The 17,148-nt window shown below is 68.5% G+C and carries 16 protein-coding genes; 8 read left to right on the forward strand and 8 right to left on the reverse strand.

Annotated features, from left to right (window positions below; all coding sequences use genetic code 11):
• Positions 1 to 50: 50 nt before the first annotated feature.
• Positions 51 to 632: a hypothetical protein gene (locus ACSMXO_RS11800; RefSeq protein ID WP_455417724.1), complete on the forward strand. Its 582-nt coding sequence runs from the start codon at positions 51 to 53 to the stop codon at positions 630 to 632.
• A 589-nt stretch (positions 633 to 1,221) separates the two neighbouring features.
• On the opposite strand, the gene ACSMXO_RS11805 is transcribed toward ACSMXO_RS11800, so the two are convergent.
• Positions 1,222 to 1,893, reverse strand: coding sequence for a maleylpyruvate isomerase family mycothiol-dependent enzyme (locus tag ACSMXO_RS11805; protein ID WP_455417725.1), 672 nt, complete (start codon positions 1,891 to 1,893; stop codon positions 1,222 to 1,224).
• A 112-nt stretch (positions 1,894 to 2,005) separates the two neighbouring features.
• Here ACSMXO_RS11805 and ACSMXO_RS11810 point away from each other — a divergent pair, with 112 nt between their 5' ends.
• Positions 2,006 to 2,623 (forward strand): TetR/AcrR family transcriptional regulator, encoded by a 618-nt coding sequence (locus tag ACSMXO_RS11810; RefSeq protein ID WP_455417726.1) that lies wholly within the window; start codon positions 2,006 to 2,008, stop codon positions 2,621 to 2,623.
• Between the two features lie 426 nt (positions 2,624 to 3,049).
• On the opposite strand, the gene ACSMXO_RS11815 is transcribed toward ACSMXO_RS11810, so the two are convergent.
• Positions 3,050 to 3,733, reverse strand: a complete 684-nt coding sequence (locus tag ACSMXO_RS11815; protein ID WP_346262850.1) for a DUF998 domain-containing protein — start codon at positions 3,731 to 3,733, stop codon at positions 3,050 to 3,052.
• Positions 3,734 to 3,786: 53 nt separating this feature from the next.
• Between ACSMXO_RS11815 and ACSMXO_RS11820 the strand changes: the two genes are divergently transcribed.
• On the forward strand, positions 3,787 to 4,380 hold the full coding sequence (locus tag ACSMXO_RS11820; protein WP_346262849.1) for a PadR family transcriptional regulator: 594 nt from the start codon (positions 3,787 to 3,789) through the stop codon (positions 4,378 to 4,380).
• A gap of 563 nt (positions 4,381 to 4,943) precedes the next feature.
• Positions 4,944 to 5,207 (forward strand): DDE-type integrase/transposase/recombinase, encoded by a 264-nt coding sequence (locus ACSMXO_RS11825; RefSeq protein ID WP_455417727.1) that lies wholly within the window; start codon positions 4,944 to 4,946, stop codon positions 5,205 to 5,207.
• 159 nt (positions 5,208 to 5,366) lie between these two features.
• On the opposite strand, the gene ACSMXO_RS11830 is transcribed toward ACSMXO_RS11825, so the two are convergent.
• Together ACSMXO_RS11830 and ACSMXO_RS11835 are read right to left on the reverse strand one after the other, a co-directional pair.
• Entirely contained in the window at positions 5,367 to 5,771 is a 405-nt protein-coding gene (locus ACSMXO_RS11830) for a hypothetical protein (protein WP_455417728.1), read from the reverse strand.
• Positions 5,772 to 7,047: 1,276 nt separating this feature from the next.
• On the reverse strand, positions 7,048 to 7,554 hold the full coding sequence (locus ACSMXO_RS11835) for a hypothetical protein (protein WP_455417729.1): 507 nt from the start codon (positions 7,552 to 7,554) through the stop codon (positions 7,048 to 7,050).
• Between the two features lie 416 nt (positions 7,555 to 7,970).
• Here ACSMXO_RS11835 and ACSMXO_RS11840 point away from each other — a divergent pair, with 416 nt between their 5' ends.
• Positions 7,971 to 8,249, forward strand: a complete 279-nt coding sequence (locus ACSMXO_RS11840) for a hypothetical protein (protein ID WP_455417730.1) — start codon at positions 7,971 to 7,973, stop codon at positions 8,247 to 8,249.
• Between the two features lie 168 nt (positions 8,250 to 8,417).
• Here the strand turns inward: ACSMXO_RS11840 and ACSMXO_RS11845 are convergent, their stop codons facing one another.
• On the reverse strand, positions 8,418 to 9,386 hold the full coding sequence (locus ACSMXO_RS11845; protein WP_455417731.1) for a hypothetical protein: 969 nt from the start codon (positions 9,384 to 9,386) through the stop codon (positions 8,418 to 8,420).
• A 674-nt stretch (positions 9,387 to 10,060) separates the two neighbouring features.
• On the opposite strand from ACSMXO_RS11845, the gene ACSMXO_RS11850 reads away from it, so the two are divergent.
• Together ACSMXO_RS11850 and ACSMXO_RS11855 are read left to right on the forward strand one after the other, a co-directional pair.
• Positions 10,061 to 10,444: a hypothetical protein gene (locus ACSMXO_RS11850; RefSeq protein ID WP_455417732.1), complete on the forward strand. Its 384-nt coding sequence runs from the start codon at positions 10,061 to 10,063 to the stop codon at positions 10,442 to 10,444.
• Between the two features lie 34 nt (positions 10,445 to 10,478).
• Positions 10,479 to 10,736 (forward strand): tyrosine-type recombinase/integrase, encoded by a 258-nt coding sequence (locus tag ACSMXO_RS11855; RefSeq protein WP_455417733.1) that lies wholly within the window; start codon positions 10,479 to 10,481, stop codon positions 10,734 to 10,736.
• Positions 10,737 to 10,804: 68 nt separating this feature from the next.
• Here ACSMXO_RS11855 and ACSMXO_RS11860 read toward each other — a convergent pair whose 3' ends face one another.
• Positions 10,805 to 11,767, reverse strand: coding sequence for a hypothetical protein (locus ACSMXO_RS11860; RefSeq protein ID WP_455417734.1), 963 nt, complete (start codon positions 11,765 to 11,767; stop codon positions 10,805 to 10,807).
• Positions 11,768 to 11,931: 164 nt separating this feature from the next.
• Here ACSMXO_RS11860 and ACSMXO_RS11865 point away from each other — a divergent pair, with 164 nt between their 5' ends.
• A complete protein-coding gene (locus tag ACSMXO_RS11865) occupies positions 11,932 to 12,210 on the forward strand; it encodes a transposase (protein ID WP_455419223.1) in 279 nt (92 codons plus the stop codon).
• On the opposite strand, the gene ACSMXO_RS11870 is transcribed toward ACSMXO_RS11865, so the two are convergent.
• On the reverse strand, positions 12,195 to 16,178 hold the full coding sequence (locus ACSMXO_RS11870) for a CHAT domain-containing protein (protein WP_455417735.1): 3,984 nt from the start codon (positions 16,176 to 16,178) through the stop codon (positions 12,195 to 12,197). The genes ACSMXO_RS11865 and ACSMXO_RS11870 overlap by 16 nt on opposite strands.
• 38 nt (positions 16,179 to 16,216) lie before the next feature.
• Positions 16,217 to 17,140, reverse strand: a complete 924-nt coding sequence (locus tag ACSMXO_RS11875; protein ID WP_455417736.1) for a hypothetical protein — start codon at positions 17,138 to 17,140, stop codon at positions 16,217 to 16,219.
• Between the last annotated feature and the right edge of the window lie 8 nt (positions 17,141 to 17,148).

Raw genomic sequence — 17,148 nt, forward strand, 5'->3', positions numbered from 1 at the left:
GGCGCGAGCATAACAGCCGTTATTCATAACACCTGTTATGGAGGAAGCACATGCTCACTGCACGGCTATACCGGCTCGCCTCCGCCGCTGGGCTGACGAGCGCCGCCATCCTGCTCGTGAACACCGCCAAACGCGCCGGAGTCATTCCCATCACGGACGCCACCCAGCTGATCGCCCCGCTGGCCCAGGTTTTCGCGCTGGTGCTGATCACCGCACTCTTCATCGCGTACGGACGATCGAGCGGCCCGTTTGGCACCATCGGATTCGCACTGAACTTCGTCGCTCTCGCCGCCCTGGTCGGCGTCGAGTTCGTCATCAACCTCGTCTTCGCGCAACTGCCAGACGCGACGATCGCCGACCTGCGGGCCGGCCCACTCGGCGTCGCCCTGACCGTGGCCTCTGTCCTGTTCCTCGTCGGCACGTGGACATTCGTCGCAGCGCTGTGGCGGATTCCCGGCCCGGCCCGGCCAGCACTGGCGCTGTATGCGGTCGGTGCCGTCCCGGTGGCACTGCGCGCCGCCGTACCCGAGGTCGCGCTTCAGCTCGGACTGCTGCTCCTCGCGATCACGATCACCTGGCTCGCGGTCGGCCTGTGGCGGAACGCCGAAGGCGTGTCCACCGCACCGGTATGACCCGAACCCGCCGCGCCGCCCCGACCGATGAACCATTTTCAACCTCCCCTTGCGGCCCGGCGGACCGCAAGGTCGGACGCGGTGCGTGAGCGCCGCGCGGTCCAGGTTGAAAAAGGTTCAATGACGGTCGAGGCGGCACCCCGACCCGCGGAACCGCCCGCTCGCTACACACCCACGGCACACACCCACGGCCCGGATGGGCACCCTGGCGTCGAGCGCCGTGAGGCCCGGCGGCGGGAATCGCGGTACGCCACACGGGTGATTCCCCGCCCCGCGCCTGCCGCGATAGGCGGCCTCCGGGAACGCATGCTGGCGGAATGTGGCCGGCTCCTCCCGTGGACCGCCTCACATATCGTGGTCCAGTCAGTTCGCCGGACGGGAGGCCGCTGTGTCAGAGGTACTTCTCGACCTGGAGTCCCGTCCCGGGCATCCGAAGTCCGGCCGCCTTACGATGACCACCGACGGGCTCACGCACCTGGACCGATGCTGGTTGAGTCGACCATCACGTTCCAGACCGGCTCGGCCAACTCTCCCCACAGGTGGGCCCAGTCCGCTGCGATGGCTGACCAGCGCTCGGGATCGGCTCCGTTCATCGCCCCCCTCGGGATGTCCCGGGTGCGGACCCATCCCGGAGCCGTTCGGTGAGCCGGTCGATGCCGGATCCCGACAGGGTCGACAGGCCGTCCGGCCTCCCCATCGCCGCGAGGAGCAAGTCTGCTACCGGTCCTCGCACCTCGGCTGTCCCGGTCTCGGTTGCCCAATCCGCATCGGAGGCGACGAGCCGCAGGTCGGCGACCCGTTTGGGTGCGCCGGTGAACCGGTTGTCCAGCACATAGTCGAGGGCCGCGACGGCGAGTGTGACGGGCATGGGAAGGGGCCGCCGGAGCGGTCGTGCGATGTCCTGGCCGTGAACCAACACATCGACCAGTGGATCCATCGGGCCGCTTCCGGGCATCCGGCGGTCCGATCCGGCAGTTTCGCGTAGCTGGGCGATCAGTTCGTCGGGAGTGAATCTGGCCGCCCTGTCCCGCGCCTGCCGGGCGGTCATCCGGTGGAAGTTGCCCCGCGCCCGGATCGCGCCGATGATCACGTCGGGCATCGTCGCCCTGGTCGGGATCGTCAGGTGGGCGACCAGGTCGTGTACGGTCCAGCCCTGGCACAGCGACGGCACGAGCCAGTCGGCAGGATCGAGTTGTTCGAGGAAGGCGCAGAGTCGCAGTCGTTCGGTTTCCACCGCGAGGAGAATGTCTTTCTGGTCCATCTTCACTCCCACTCGAGCCGTTGCTGGTATGGCGTGTCGTGGCGATGCATGTGTACGCTGTACACATCCGAGATGTTCACAACGTACACATGCGTGGAGAGGTGGTCAAGGCGTGGATCGGTACCACCACGGGGACCTCCGAGCCGCCCTGGTCGAGGCCGGGATGGAGATGGCCCGAGGCAAGGGCTCCAGCGCCCTCGGTATCCGCGAACTCGCCCGCGTGGTGGGTGTGTCACCCAACGCCGCCTACCGCCACTTCACCAATCTGCGGGCGCTCGTCCTCACCGTCGCACAGGAGGCCCGGCGTCGCCTCTCCCGCGCGATCCTCGACCGAATGAACGCTACGCCCAGCGGAGCCGATCTCACCGAACGGTCACTGGCGCACCTGCGCGCCTTCGCCCTCGGTTACATCCATTTCGCCCGGTCCGAACCCGGCTGGTTCGCACTCACCTGCGAATCCCAGGAGCCACCTCCCGACGCGGAGACGGACACCTCGACCGACGCGCCACCGTCTCCCCACGAACTTCTCCTCAACGCCCTCGACGCCATGCTCGAAGCCCGCCTGATAAGCCCGGAACGTCGTGTCAACGCCGAATGGAGCTGCTGGTCGACAACCCACGGGTTCGCGATCATGGCGACCAACGGTCCGCTGCAAGCGGTGGACCCCGATACCATCGCCCGTCTCGCCGACCAGGCCATCGACACCCTGATCAGGGGGCTCCAGGCATGAAGTCCCGACAGCGACCCCGGGCCCGGAGGACAGGTCTGTGGAGCCTCCTCCTGAGACCACCGGACAACACCCATATGTACGCACCCATCTAATAGCCCCCCGGGCGGGCGTCACGGACCGTGACGGGCTACCAGGTGTGCCGCGATGCCCGGTCGTGCCGATGTGGGGATGCGTCGATTCGATCACGACTATCGACGATCATCCGTAACGGGCTCGCGACGTTGGCGGTGGCAGGACGTTCTCGGGGGATGTGTCGCCGGTCGGTGATGGTCCGGGTTGGTCGTGCGTCCTCGTCGTGATCCGACGGAATGTTCAACTCGCCAGCGTGGGCGCCGCGCGCCGAACTGTGCTCCGATTGCCAGGAGCGTGTGGCGGAACGCGGCGCTGCACCCGTCGGGACGTGGCATCCACCTTCCGGGATGCTGCCTATTGCCGGCGCCGGTACGCCAGCCATCCCATCGCGGCGAACCACGCATGGACTTCGACCACGCCGGCTCGCTGGACGAGGCCGGCGATCCCGTGTTCGGCGCCGTCGGCGGTGGCCTGGAACGTCATGAAGAACGCGACGAGTAACACCAGGGTGAGCGGGCCGCCGAGGAGCAGCAGGGTGCCGAACCGTCGCCAGTCGGGGATGCGACGGAAGTAGAGACCGGCGAGCGGGAAGCTGACGATCGGGGTGCCTAGCGCGAGGAGGAAGCCCAGCATGTGGGGCATGACTGCTTCGAGGTTGAAGACGCCGCACACCACCTGACCCGCACCAGTGCAAGCGAGCAGCACGAAGACGGTGCGGCGCAGTGTCGGCCGTCCTGCGGTTCGGGCAGTGCGGAAGACGCCGACGAGGCCGGCGATCAGTATCAGGCCGGTGACGACGAAGGCAGTGTTCAGGTACGGGGCGGTGGCGCCCATGCCCAGCCCGCTGATGGGTTGGCTGATCGGGGAGTAGTCGGTGAACCGGTGGTCGAACAGGGTGTAGCCGGTGCTCGCGAAGCCGAGGACGAGCCAGGCGAGCGTGAACAGAACCGGCCCGGCCACGGTGCCGAGTGCGAGCCACTGAGCTGATCGGACGGGTCGGTCGAGGACATCAGTACGGGGTGTCAACACAGTAGTCATGGCATGACTATACATTTTATGACTAGAGTCGTGTCAACGGCTACGCTCAACGGATGTCCGCACCGCGCCGCTCCGTCCTCGCACTGGCTCTGCTGTCGATGCTCGTCGAGGAGCCGATGCACGCGTACCGGATGCAGCAACTGATCAAGGAACGTCGCAAAGACGACGTGGTCAACGTGAGTCAGCGCAACAGCGTTTACCAGACCATCCAGCGGCTGGTCCGCGACGGTCTCGCGGAGATCGCATCGACCGAGCGCGCCGAGAACCGACCGGAACGCATCACGTACCGGATCACCGACGCTGGGCGGACGACGCTGGGCGAGTGGCTGCGCACCATGCTGTCGACACCGGCGCCGGAGTACCCGGAGTTCCCGGCTGCGCTGTCGTTCCTACCGAACCTCGCCCCGCCGGACGCTATCGCCGCACTGACCAACCGCGTCGCCCGGCTTGAGGAGCGACTAACCATCCTCGACGCGGAGATCGCCCAGGTCGCCAGGTTCCTGCCCAGGCTGTTCGCTATCGAGTCCGAGTACCAGCGCCAGGTCGTGGCAGCCGAGTTGACCTACGTCCGGAACCTGGTCGAGGATCTGCGGGCCGAACGAATCACCTGGCCGTTCGTCGACGGCGCCCCGGCCTGGCCCGGCTGACCCGAGCTCACGCGGTCGCGTCCTGCGGTCGCCAGCCATCCCTGCCACCAGCCATTTAAGATCAAAAGCGACTCTCTCGCCGCGATCCGCGCTGTCGCCCACACCCGGCCCGGTGGTCGGATGGGGCGATCGGGCAAGCGTCCCGCGCCCTACCCACGGTCCCTGGGCGGCGCGACAGGAACAAACCGCGGGCAAGCGTCTGAGCGACCTGCCCCGATGTCAACTCGGGGAATGCGCCGAATGGCGGCAAACGTCTGCTCTCTCGTGATCAGCTGGTCCCGAAGCAGTCCTGTCTCGTCCGGTTGAAGGTTGCAGATGATCAAGACACTGAATCTTTTTCAACCTCCCCTTGCGGTGCGGTGGACCGCAAGGTCAGACGCGGTGCGCGAGCGCCGCGCGGTTCAGGTTGAAAAAGGTTCACTGGCAGCGACCCGCAAGGTAAGTCCGGACGGTGCCGAGCGAGCGTGTCCGGACTTTACACTGCGGTTATCCGGGCGAGGGCGAACTGTGCCCCGACGGCGTCTCGCTGCGAATTCCCTGGTTTGGGCGCCGTCTACCCCGGCATGCGCGACGAACAGGTTCCGTCCGCGTGGCATCACGTCGAGCGGTACGCCAACAATCCGATCGAGGCCGATCGCAGCCAGCTCGAGTGCCGGCTGAAACCGATGCGCGGACTCCGTACCGGCCGGACAGCCCAAGTGATCATCGCCGGCCACGCCTTCGTCCAGAACCTCCGCCGAGGACACTACGAACTCGCCACCGACACTCCACCGATCAGGCGGGTCGCCGCTTGCGTTCACCGCGCTGACCCAGGCCATCTGACCTGAGCTGCCAACCCGGCTCACCGCGCCCGTCGAACCACGAACGCAACAGCGCCGCGGTGGCATCCTTACAGCAACAAACAGGCAAGCCGGTACAGGACACTTTCCTGGAACGTCCCGGTGTGCCCACCAACGGCGGGCACACCGGGTGTGCGAGAGCAGCGGTCAGCTGACGCTGATGCAGCTGTAGGGGACCCAGCCCAGTACGCCGAAGAAGTAGACCGCGGCGTAGAAGTCACCACCACCGCAGAGGGTGTGCGGGGTGCCTACGGCGCCCTGGAAGAAGCCGCCGTAGCAGGGCGCCGACGAACCGCTACCCGGTCCGGGCCAGAGGTAGCCCCACGCGGCGCTGCTGGTGCTTGGCTGAGCGTGGACGTAAAGGATGTCGGTGGAGATGTTGGTGACCGTGCAGGCGTCGGCCGCCGCCACCGGAGCCGGCGCTCGCCGGCTCTCATCGGCACCGCCGTCGGCTCGTGCGGGAGCGGCGCCGAGCAGTGCGAGCGACGTGGCGAGCGCGGTGACAACCCCGCAGATCGTAGCTCGGTTCCGGAGGGATGATCGCTTGGTCATAAGTGCCTCCCTGGCTCTTTGACGACCGGTACAGCGAGTGGGTTAGGAAGATTCGCGAACCGAGGAATCGGTCCGCTTCCTACAGATGCTCGACGGCGCCCCGCTGATGCGTCCGACAAGGATCGTTCCGAGCCAGCTTTTGGCACGGCACACCTTGACCGTGCATGACGGGCGAGGGTGGCGCGTTCGGCGTCGATCCGGTCGGATTTCGACCGGCCCGGCGCGCGCCGGGTACTTCGGGCGGTCCAGATCGACGACCGCTCACCGGTGCCTGCCGGGTAGTGGGCCGTCCGGTGACGGCAGCGGCGGGCGGACAAGTCCGGGGAGTTCTGGGGTCGTGGAGCGGGTTGATGGGGGAGCGGATCGGGAGCAGGGCTGTGCTCCCAACCGCATCGAACGGCCCATGGCTGCCGCGACCTGCATGTATTGGCGTCGCGCCGACTTGGGGCCCTCGCATTGTTGCCGGTCAGAGCGTTGGTCGGTGTTCCTTGACACAACTGCGCCCAACGGGCAGGGCTTGCCGTGGCGGGAGGTCCCAGCGTGCAGCGGGTCGGCGGCGCGTGCCCGGACCGTTCGGAGATCCGGCTGTGGGGTGTGTGCTGGCAGGTCGGACAGAGCCCGGCCAGCAGGCTGTACCGTGCCAAAACTCGTTGAACGGCAGTGACCTGGTGCCTTGTAGATCGCTTCAGGCTGCCCGGTGGTACTCGTTGATTACTCCGTTGAGTCGTCGTCGGCCGTGTATGACCCGGCTGTCGTCATCCCGATGGACAAGCCCGTAGTTGGGTGCTCGAGGTCGTTCGATCAGGGCACTGGCAACGCGGTCTGCGTGACGGCCCGGGCCGGAATTGGCGCGGCGCGCCGGCGTCGTTCGCAGGCGGATCCGCGGTACACGGGGCGGCGGGACGGCTGCACTGATTTGGCCCGACTGATGTCACTCCTGAAGACGTTGTTGGGGGAGCAGATTGGGAGCAGGTCTGCGCTCCCACCGGCGTCGACCGGCGCTCAACCGCTCTGACCTGCACGTATCGGCTCCGGGTCGACCTGCGGCCTTCGCGTCGTTGCTGGTCGGAGCGCTAAACCACCGGCGCCAACTGGTGTTCCAGCGGGCCCGAGACTGACGGACGAACCTGGGCCAAGCCCTGCCGACATCCGCTCATGCCGCATTCCGAGCGCCTACACAGCGTGACCAGCCTCGGGTAGCGCATCCCCGTCAACATCTTCTACCTGGCGGGGGTTTCGTGCAGCCCGTCTGTTGCCTGCGACGGCGTCCTGGCGGTCAGATGCGCTCGTCAGTGCTCCTGGCGCGTAGCCGGTGCTGCAGCGCCGCTTCGATGACCTCGGGTAGGCCGAACCATCCAGCTGCCGTAAGTAGTCGGTGTCGCGGGTTGTGGCGATACGACCCTGCCACGGGCTGTCCGTCACGGACCTCGACCTCACCGATGATGTCATCGGGCGGCACCCGCCCGCTCGGATCGCCTATCCGTCCATCGAGCAGGTAAACGTGGCCGGTGCCCTGCACCGCCGCTTGGCGCCGAACGCCGTCGCACCGGCCGATGTTCTCGAAGATGACTCTCGACAGCAGGCGAAGGAACGCGCCGTTCTCCCGAACATCGGCCACCAGCAGCCTGTGCGAGTCGGCGCCCTCACGGGCGACCGCCATCACCGCCTCCGGATTCAGTCCGTGCCGGACCACCCAGTCAGCCTCCAGCAACGACAGGACCTCGCGCTCACCGCCACCGAAGTCCAGCCGGTAGCGGAACACCTGACGATCATGGCTGGCCACGTCCACAACCTACTTCCGGAACACGAACCAATCCTGCAGGCGCGAGGCGCGCGCTCTGGCTATCTCTGGCCGCCGCCGAACCACGCGACGCCACCGTCAGCCGGAGTCGTCACGTTCCGTGGCCGGCCTTCAGTGTCGGTCGACGTCCGGATCTGCCGATGACCGCGCACTCGGTCCTCCGGGTAGCCTGGGGTTCCATGGCTACCGTGATGCGGAGGATGTCGTCCACCGCAGTCGTCGCCGTTGTTGTCGCTGTCGTGTTCGCTGCCCTCATGTCGTGTTCGGCGGATTCTTCGGATGGGTCCGGCTCCGAGTCATCGGCGTCCGACGGCACGCCGACTCCCATCCAGGCGGCCACACCGTCGCCTTCACCGACTGCGCCGTGCGCTGACGGGACGTGCCAGATCGAGGTCGCCGTGGGCGACGTCGTGGCCGTGCCGGAAAGGTTCGGCCTCGGGCCGATCGAGGTTACGGCGATCAGCGCCGCCGCGGTCGAGATGGTCGCGCCGCTGACCGGGTCGGGCTACAGCGTTTCGGGCTGTTCCGGTGGCGGCGGTGTGTCGTCGCAGGGCGGCGGCGGTGTCAGGATGAGCTGCGGGGTGGGAACCATCGCGACCATCAACGACGTCATGAGCTTGGAGGTCGTCGAGATCGGCGATACCGTCGCCGTCCTGCGTATCGAACCCGCCGGGTGACGTCATCAAGTGCGCGGATTTGCCGCAGAGCGTGCGCGGCAGCCAGCCACGGGCAGGTCACGCAGCGCGGCAGAGTTCGGCCGACATGCGGCGTTCGGTCGTGCCGAGTTGAGGGGGTCGACCGTGCTCACCGACCAAGCCTTGGCGCGTGGGGGTGCGCCAGTTGGCTCAGGCTGTTGGACCATTCAGCCGCGTAATCAGCCGATCCTGGACGGGCGGTGCCTCATCCAGGAAGGCGACCAGCCACGCCACGACCCCGCCGGGTTCGGCGATGCGATCGGGCCACGGAACATCCTGCATCCAACCCGCTAGATCCGGCCCGACCACCTCGGCGAACAGGTCCAGCATTCGATCCGGCACCGGCTGTGCGGTTGCGCACAGCCAGCTCAGCGCTGCGGCGAATCGCACGTCGGGCGTGTTGGCCCCGTCGGTCCACAGCTCACTGGTCCACGTGACCACGTCCGGGTCGCCGTGCTCCACCGCCAACTGCGCGAGAGCCAACACCAGACTGATCCGTACGGTTTGGGACGTCTCGGCCGCGAGCCGCGCCCGCAGTGCGGCCGGTACCTCAGGCGGTGGCCACAGTGCTCCGGCGAGCGCGTACGCCGTGTTCGCCCGCACCAGCGGGTCAGGGTCGTCCAGCAGTCGGATCAACAGCGCCGCGTCGGCCGTGACCGCCTCCCGCGCCGCCTGTTGGGCCCATACGACCGGGCGCCCGTATCCGTCGATCATCAGATCGTCCGGGTCATCGGCCACCTGGAACAGATCCGTCCGCAGGTCGGTCCCGAAGTGGTTGCGATGGCCGGCCTCGGCCGCCAACTTCAGCACCCGACCGCGGCCGTGCGTCCCAGGATTGGCGGCGATACGGAGCAGAAACGGTACCGCTAACGCGAGCGCGGTGTCGCTGTTGCCCTGATGCCGCACCTTGTTCCAGAGATCGACGAGGCCCTGACGGGCGGCAGCGGGGTCCGGGGCGTACAACACCTGCAGCATCGCCGGCACGTCGTCGGCCGGCCCGTACGCGTGGCTGAACCTGGCCCAAGGCACACGATCCAACGTCAGCTCGCCGGTAGTACGGAGCTCCGCCATGACCCGCCGGACGTCCTGCTCTCCACCCGGCTCACTGATCTCGATCACACCGCGATGATGCCGCATGCGAACGACAATTCCGGCTCTCGTGACCTGCCTGTCGATCGCGGTCCAAACGCAGGTGCGGCTGCTGCGAGGTGTGACGCAGCGTCAGATTGCCGGCCGGGCTGATGTTCGCTGCTGGTTCCTCGCCGAGATGTTGCGCTATCCAGCAGCCCGATCAGTTGAGCTGGCCCTCCGACTCGTTGAACCATGGGCTGACAGCGCGGCCAGGAACTGCTCGTCCCACGCACTCTCGTCGGCGCCACCCCATCGATGCTGCCGGGGACATTGCCCGTTCGGGGTCTGATCCGGAAGAAGGCAACCGCCGAGTGCCAGATCCCCATCCACGACCAGCCGCACGACGGCCAAGGTCAGGTGCACGCTTCCGCCGCCTGGCGGGTGCTGGCACTGGTTGTGACGGTGACGCACCGTGAGGTATGACTACCTCTCCCGCTTCAGATCTCGTTGCTGTCTCTCCTGATTGCCGCGTTCTCCGTGGTCGGTGTCCGCCTACCTCGGTCGGTACCGAGGCGACACCCGGTCGCACACCGACTCCGACCTACGAGTCTTCCTGACCTGGTGCGCCGACCAAGATTTGGCTCCACTGTCGGCCGCGCGCGTCGACATCGAGCGGTACGTGTGCTGGCTGCCAAGACGTACGACGCTTCCAGCCCTCGACCGTGTCCCGTCGCCTGTCGGTGGTGATCGGCTTCTACCGCGTCTGCGTCATCGACGATATCCTGCCGCACTCGCCGGCCGACTACGTCCGCAGACCGGTGGTTCCACCCGAATCACCCACCCTCGGGCTGGGACATCTGCAATTCGAGGCGCTGATCACCACCGCACGACAGTCCGACAACCCGAACGACTTCGCGTTGGTCGCCATGCTCGGCCTGCTCGGGCTGCGAATCTTCGAAGCCTGCGGCTCGAACATCAGCGACATCGGAGAGGAGCACGGCCACCGCGTCCTGCGGGTGCGAGGCAAGGGCGGCAAAGTCGTCCTCGTCCCGCTACCGCCTGCGGTGGCCAGGCCCGTCGACCGCGCGGTCGACGGGCCGCCTTGACGGTCCGATCCCGCGCAACCTCCTCGGCGCCAGGATGGACCGGCACGCCGCGACCCGCCGACTCAAGCACCTGGCCGCCAGCGCCGGGATCCGGATGCCGAGGATGCACCCACACACGCTGCGGCACACGTTTGTCACCACGATGCTCGATGCCGGCGTCAGCCTGCGCGACGTACAGATCGCCGCCCGCCACGCCGACCCGCGCACCACCATGCGCTACGACCGCGCCCGCAAGAACCTCGACCGCCACCCCAACTACATCCTCGCCGCCTACCTGGCCTCGGGAACGTAGCGACCACCCGAGCGGATCTGCCGACGAGTGGACGTTCGATCTGGTACGCGTGCTGGATCGTTGCGATGTCAGGCGCGAGACTCGCGCAGGACCTGCCACTGCCTCCAGACGAGTTCGGGCTCGAGGTCTGCGTAGCCGCGGCCGCGCTCGAGGTTCTTCGCATCGGCGTGGGTCATCATCATGCAGACACCTTCGCTGGTGAGGCGCTCCACCTCTTCGCGACGGAGGCGCCGGCCAACCTTCTCCTCGGCGGCGGTGAGTAGGGCCACCAGCGGGGGAATGAACACGGGTCGACGTTCGCCCCGCGAATCTGCCTCGCCTCCCTCGGCGCCCAGACGCCAGGTGCCAAAGGGGTTGTGGCAAGCATGGCCCGGCGGATAACCGTCATCGGGCCAGCGCTCCAAGCGGCGGCGAGGGGTATCCACGTCGGGTGTGAAGGTGTCGCCGCTGACCAGCACTGGGTCTTCCGCCAATTGATATACGTTGAGCGAGCCAAGGAGTTGGTTGGCCCCGGACGGTGGGGCCTCGACCTGCGCATCGGGCAACCCAAACGCGTGCATGCCGCAGGATCGCGACACACCGCGGTCCTGTAGCACGATCACGGCGCAGTGGTAGAGCATCCACGGGTCGCCGCTTTCGAGACTCCGAATCCAGCGTGCGACGGGCCAGCCCAGCTTCGACTGCTCGAGTCGCACTCCCAGCGCTCCAGCGTCGGCCAGCGCGGCGATCAGCATCGCCACTTCTCCCGCCGCGGCACCGAGGTACACCGGCAGATGCAGGACCAGCGCGCTGCCCGCCCCTGCGACATCACGCTGCTCCTCCGCCGACATCGTGCCGTAACCGAACGCCTCGCCGAACGAGCCGTCGTTCTCCACCCACTCCGCCAGCGCGCGAAAGCCGAGGGTCTCCGATGTGAGCAACTGGCCGTCCAGCGTCAGACCGGAACGTCCGAGCAAGCCCTGCCACTGAACCATCGTTGCTGCAGTCCCTGGGACGAAGAGCCGCACACCGTACACAAGATCGCCAGTCATGCAGCGGAGGGTAATACCCCTCTGCGGGCTTCCCCCTGAGATGTGGACACCCTGAGACTGGCCGCTGGTCCAGAGGAAGGGGTGTCCCCGTTGGGGCGTCCATCGAAGTACACGAAAGAGTTTCAGCGTGACGCGGTCGATCTGGTCCGTCGTCGGGTCGGCCGATCAACCAGGTCGCCCGCGAACTGGGGATGAGTCCCGAGACCCTGCGGAACTGGGTCCGCAAGCAAGAACGGCAGGCCGGCACGGGGCCGGCGGTCTCGGGTGCGGACGGGCTGTCGATGGCGGGCAAGGACGCTGGCTGCGAGGATCACGCCCTCGGACATTGGCTAGATCCGACTGCCGCCGACCAACGGGCGCTTAACGGCACGCGGCAGAGCCGAGTAGCAGCTCGCCCCGCTCGCGGGAGCAGAGACCGACCCAACCGTCAGCTTCCTGTGTAGAAAAATGCGCCCCAGTGGATGACCGCCCGGTGTTCCCGGGCCGAGTCCCACAGCCGTTGCGCTCCCGGGCCGGCTGGCCGGCGCCGGCCGATCAGATCGGCCAGGTCGGCCTTCTCGGCGTTGGTGCTGTCGCGCACCCAGATTTGCGCGTGCCGCAAGGCCTGTGCCGGGCGTAGGCCCTCGGCCCGCCAGAGGAAATGGAACCGGATCGCGGTCAGGGCGGCGCTCTCGTCGTCGATCGCCCACAGGGGTGCGACGACACCCGCGACCCGGGCCTGGATCAGCGCCGCGGGCATGCCGATGAGCTCGTTCGGTAGGTGCGCGCCGTGCTGCCCGGTTTCGCACGCGGTCATGACCACCAGGCGCAGGCCTCTCAGGCGTTGCCACATCAGGTCGCTCACGGTCAGCGTGTCGTTGCCGGCGAGAAACAACGCCGAGTCGAGCGGATCGAGGAGGTCGGCCCGACCGTGGCACGCCACATGGAGGACCGTGCTGTCGTCCAGCCCCGAAAGCACGGCGGCACGGGTCGCCGATGATCCGGTGAGGAGTCTGGCCGCCGGTGACAGCCGCCGCACCTCCGCCAGCTCCCGCTCGACGTGGGCCAGCTCCGGCGTCGCGTTCGACGGTGCGCCCACGATCAGCACGCTCTCCGGCCCGGCGGCGAGCGAGGCCGCGAGCTCTTCAGTCGCCCGCGCGACCGCGGCGTTCGGCACATATCGGAACGCGGCGTGGTCGATGGCGTACCGTCGGCCGGACACGCGGGTCGCGTCCGGCGTCCACGCGGCGTGCAGGGGCATCGCCGCTAGGTCGCCCTCCGCCACCACCAGGACCTCGTCCACCCCCGTGAGCGACTCCATCAGCGGCCCGATTGCCGCCTGCCACAGCCACGACGTCAGACGATCCAGTCCGCGGATCCAGACCTGCTGCCCGTCCCTACGGAGGATGTAGCTCATTACCTGCCGAAGGTAGTTGTCCGTCACCGCTTGCTGGGTCAGGAGCGGTAGCCAGAGCGCCTCCGGCGACGCGGTGCCGGCTCGGACGATAAGTGCCAGGCCACCCTTTGATGTGGCGGACAGATAGACGATCGGCGCGCCGTCGCCCGCGGCGATCCGCGTGACGGACGACTCGGCGCGGTTCCCCTCGGGTCCGCCCGAGCCGTTGCGCCTGTCGGCGTCGATGGTTGCCGCCAGCAACCGTGCCCGGGTGCGTTCGAGCCCGTGCACAGCGGCCTGGTAGTCGCCGGTCTGGGCCGCCGCGTAAGCCATCTGTGCGGCGAGCCGGCCCGCGTGCTGCAACCAGGTCTCCTGATGCTGTCGTTCCCGCTGGGCACCGACGAGGCGGTCCATCGCATCCAGCCCGTGCTGGCCCGCCTCCATGACGTCCGGCCAGGCCTCCGCCGCCAGCGCGGCCGCCGCCCACACCTGCGCCGTGTTGACCGCCAAATGCGGGCTCCCGGCATGACCCGCCTGCGCAGCGGCACGAAACGCCGCCGCAGCCGATGGTCCGTAGCCGTGCTGTCCGGACGTCAACTGCGCGGCGTTCAACCGAACGCGCTGCGCCACGGGGCCCGTGGTCGGTGCGGCCTCGACGGCACGCCGGGCGGCCACCGACGCGGCGTCGCGTTGGGTCGTGTCGCCGGTTGCGCGGTACAGAATCTGGTGGGCTGTCGACTGGTTGAGAAACAGCATCGCGACGTTTGTGCTGTCGTCCGCGATCAGCCCTTCCGCCTGTTCGCACAGCTCGACTGCCTCCCGCACACGTGCCGCATCCGGCCGGTGTGCGTGCTGCATCAGCAGCACCCTGGCGAGGTTGACCAGCCGGCTGGCCCGTACCGCGCCGGTTGCGTCGGACGCCGCCAGCGTCGCCCGGACCGTCCGCTCGGTGCGGTCCAGCTCGGGCGGTGGCGCACTCGGCTCACCGAACCGGCGCGCCGCGTCGTCGATGACGTCTTGCGGGACCTCTCCCGGCAGATCCTGGATGACGTCCAGGTACGTCCGCATGACGTCCTGACCGCCCGCCTCGTGTCCGCCTACCAGCTCCATCGACCAGAGCAGCTCGGACTCTGCCGTGACGAGGGCGTTGGCGAACAAGGGATCGGGGTCCCTGGCCACGAGGTCGCGGAAGAGCTCGATGGCCTTCTGGACCGCCGCCAGGTCCCCTGTGTGCTCGAACCGTGTGACGAGGAGCGACGCATAGGCGAACACGAGATTGTCATCGTCGCTACCCGCCGTCGCCATGAGCAGCTCGTACAGGGAAAGCACCTGGTCGAGGTCCGGGTCCGCGGAGCCCAGGACCGCGAACCGGTCCAGCATGTGTGGCAGCAGGGTGCGCAGGAGCCGCTCCTCTGATGCCGACCCGAAGCGCCCGTCATCGAGCACCTGGAGCGCGTGCTGGTGCGCCTCCAGCGCCGCCGCGAAGTCGTCCGGCTCCGACCGTCGCTGCGCCAGCTCACTGAGCAGCTCGGCACGCAGCACGACTAAGTCCACGAACGCCTCGGGCAGGTGGGCCTCCAGCACGTGCTCGTACGGCGACGTCGCGGCGAGCGCGTCTGTCGCGGCGATCAGCGCCGCCTGCGACTTGTCACGGATCGCCGCCTCGACCGCCCGGAGCGCGGTGTTGGCGGTGCGCGAGGCGGCGTCCATCTCGGCGAAGGCGTCTGCGATGCCGCTCTCGCGGCAGCGGTGCAGGATCGACAACCGGCGGCGCAGCTTCGGCACCGCCGTCCGCACCGCTCCGTCGTCGGCGAGGTCTTCGATCAGGAGGCGGAGGAGGCACTCGGCGCCTTCGGTGATCAGCTGCGGGTGGTCCGTGAGGATCTCGCGCATCTCCGGTGAGCTTTGCGCGCTGACGAAGCGCAGCATCACCTCGTCGAGAAGCTCGACGTCGACTCCGTCGTCGGCCAGTGCGGCGGAGTGCATCGATCGCATCACCGTGCGGGCATACCTGCGTACGTGCGCCTCGCCGCGCTGCTCCGCCCGGTCCAGCAGCGTCCGCGCGGTGGCCACTTCATTGCGGCGCAGGTACGCCTTGGCGAGGCTCACCGCCGCCCACATCGACGGGCCCGGCCACTCCAGTCGAGTGGCAAGCTCGTACATTTCCTCCGCCGCGGTCTCGTCACCGTCGTCCATCAACAGGTCGCCGAGGCGTACCGCCGCCTCTGCGGCGATGAGCGAGTCGTCGGCGTCGACGGCCCTGCGCAGTGCGGCCGCCGCGGCCGGCCGGTCCTCGTCCCTCAGCGAGGTACCCAGGGCGAGCGCCGCCTCGGCAGCGGTCGGGGCGTCGGCGTCCCGCGAGGCGCGCTCCCACGCCGCTCGGGCCCCGGACACGTCGCCCTCGATGTCGAGCACCATGGCCATGACGATGTCGCCGTCGGTGGCGGTGCGGTACCGCCGACGGGCCCTGCGGCAGGCACGCCGGACGGCGCGCTCCTTGCCGACCGCCCGCATCATCACGGTCAGCCGGCTGAGGGCCTGCGCCGCGAACCGGCCGGGACCGGCGTCGATCAGACGCCGATAGTGCGCCTTGGCGGACCGGATGCGCTGTTGCCGCTGACACAGTTCGGCCAGTTGCAACGCCGCCATCGGCGCCACCACCGGATGGCTACTGCCGGCGGCGATGGTGAACGCCTGCTCTGCGAGGGCGGACTCGCCGAACTGCAGGTACATGTCGCCGACGTTGTAGGCGGCAGCCGCTCCGCCGGAGGCGACCGCGTCCTGAAGGACGCCCGCCGCCTCGTCGTGCCGCCCGAGCCCGAGCAGCAGGCCGCTGAGGTTCGCGGCGGACTCAGCATGTCCCAGCGAGACGGCCCGGCGGTACGCGGCCAGCGCTCCGGCCATGTCGCCACGCTCATGGCGTCGGGTGGCGAGCTGGTACGCCAGGTCGGCTTCTCCGGCGGCAGGTGCGGCCTCACCGGGCGCGAGGCGGCCGTGGCGGTGCGGTTCTCGTCTCGGCAAGCGCACTGCGGTCATCTCCCGGGCGTTGGTCGGACGTGGTGACCGGATGCTGGCTATCGTGGATCGTCGAAGGCGGGGTTGTCGTCGTCGGGTCCCCGAAGGAGATATCGGCTGAGCGTGTCACCGGTTCGCCGCTCGTGCTGCGGGTCGACGGGTAGGGGCCAGCGCAGCTGCTGGTACAGGCTGGTCCGGTACAGGTCGAACGCCGCCTCCACCAGGTCGGCGTAGACCTCGGCCCGAGCCGGCAGCCACAACAGGTAGGCCGACAGCATGACGCCGATCCCCGCGGGCGCGGCCCACCAGGCCCACGGCGTGAAGCAGGTGAACGCGAGCGCCCAAATCCCCGCCGCGGCGGCGGCGTTCAGCGCCGCCCTGGCCTGGCCGATCTCGGCGCGTACCACGTCGGGAAGTAGCAACCACAGGTGAGGCCAGAGCGCCGAGGTGTTGAGGCCGTATTTGGACATCGGACGCGTCTCGCCCGCGCGAAGCGTATTGCCGACGCGGGTGGGCAGGTGGTACCCGCTGGCCGGCATGCGGCGCAGCCGACTCTCGAGCCGGGAGTGCTCGGCCCGGTCGTCGACCGTCGCCGTGCCGCCGTCGATCCGCGCCTTCAATTGCAGCCACCGCTCTTCCATGCCCTCCTCGCGGTGCCGTGCCCGGTCCGTCAGAATCCGCCGCAGACCTCGCAGCGGCGGTGGCCAGTACCCCTCCAGGAACCGGATGGCCGGTGTGGTCAGTCGCTGGACGACGACCGCGGACGCCGCGACAGCGACGAGGGCGGCCACCACGGTGAGCGCCTGCGCCGGTGCCGGCTGCCGTGCCAGCCGCTCGGCGGCGGCTCGGAGCGTCGTCAGGCCGTCGGGCCGGGACAGCCAAGCGAGTGCCGCCCCGGTCCAGAACACGACGGCCGGCCCGAGCGTTGCCGCCCATCGGTCAGCGAGCCGACCGCCGAGCGACTCCCAGAACTTATCGAGCACCGCGGCCG

Source organism: Plantactinospora sp. DSM 117369 (assembly GCF_053764795.1).

Bases quoted from the DNA above. Each gene is read 5' to 3' on its own strand.
- ACSMXO_RS11800 (WP_455417724.1), top strand. From the start codon at position 51: ATGCTCACTGCACGGCTATACCGGCTCGCCTCCGCCGCTGGGCTGACG.
- ACSMXO_RS11805 (WP_455417725.1), bottom strand. From the start codon at position 1,893: ATGGACCAGAAAGACATTCTCCTCGCGGTGGAAACCGAACGACTGCGA.
- ACSMXO_RS11815 (WP_346262850.1), bottom strand. From the start codon at position 3,733: ATGACTACTGTGTTGACACCCCGTACTGATGTCCTCGACCGACCCGTC.
- ACSMXO_RS11820 (WP_346262849.1), top strand. From the start codon at position 3,787: ATGTCCGCACCGCGCCGCTCCGTCCTCGCACTGGCTCTGCTGTCGATG.
- ACSMXO_RS11825 (WP_455417727.1), top strand. From the start codon at position 4,944: ATGCGCGACGAACAGGTTCCGTCCGCGTGGCATCACGTCGAGCGGTAC.
- ACSMXO_RS11830 (WP_455417728.1), bottom strand. From the start codon at position 5,771: ATGACCAAGCGATCATCCCTCCGGAACCGAGCTACGATCTGCGGGGTT.
- ACSMXO_RS11855 (WP_455417733.1), top strand. From the start codon at position 10,479: ATGGACCGGCACGCCGCGACCCGCCGACTCAAGCACCTGGCCGCCAGC.
- ACSMXO_RS11860 (WP_455417734.1), bottom strand. From the start codon at position 11,767: ATGACTGGCGATCTTGTGTACGGTGTGCGGCTCTTCGTCCCAGGGACT.
- ACSMXO_RS11870 (WP_455417735.1), bottom strand. From the start codon at position 16,178: ATGACCGCAGTGCGCTTGCCGAGACGAGAACCGCACCGCCACGGCCGC.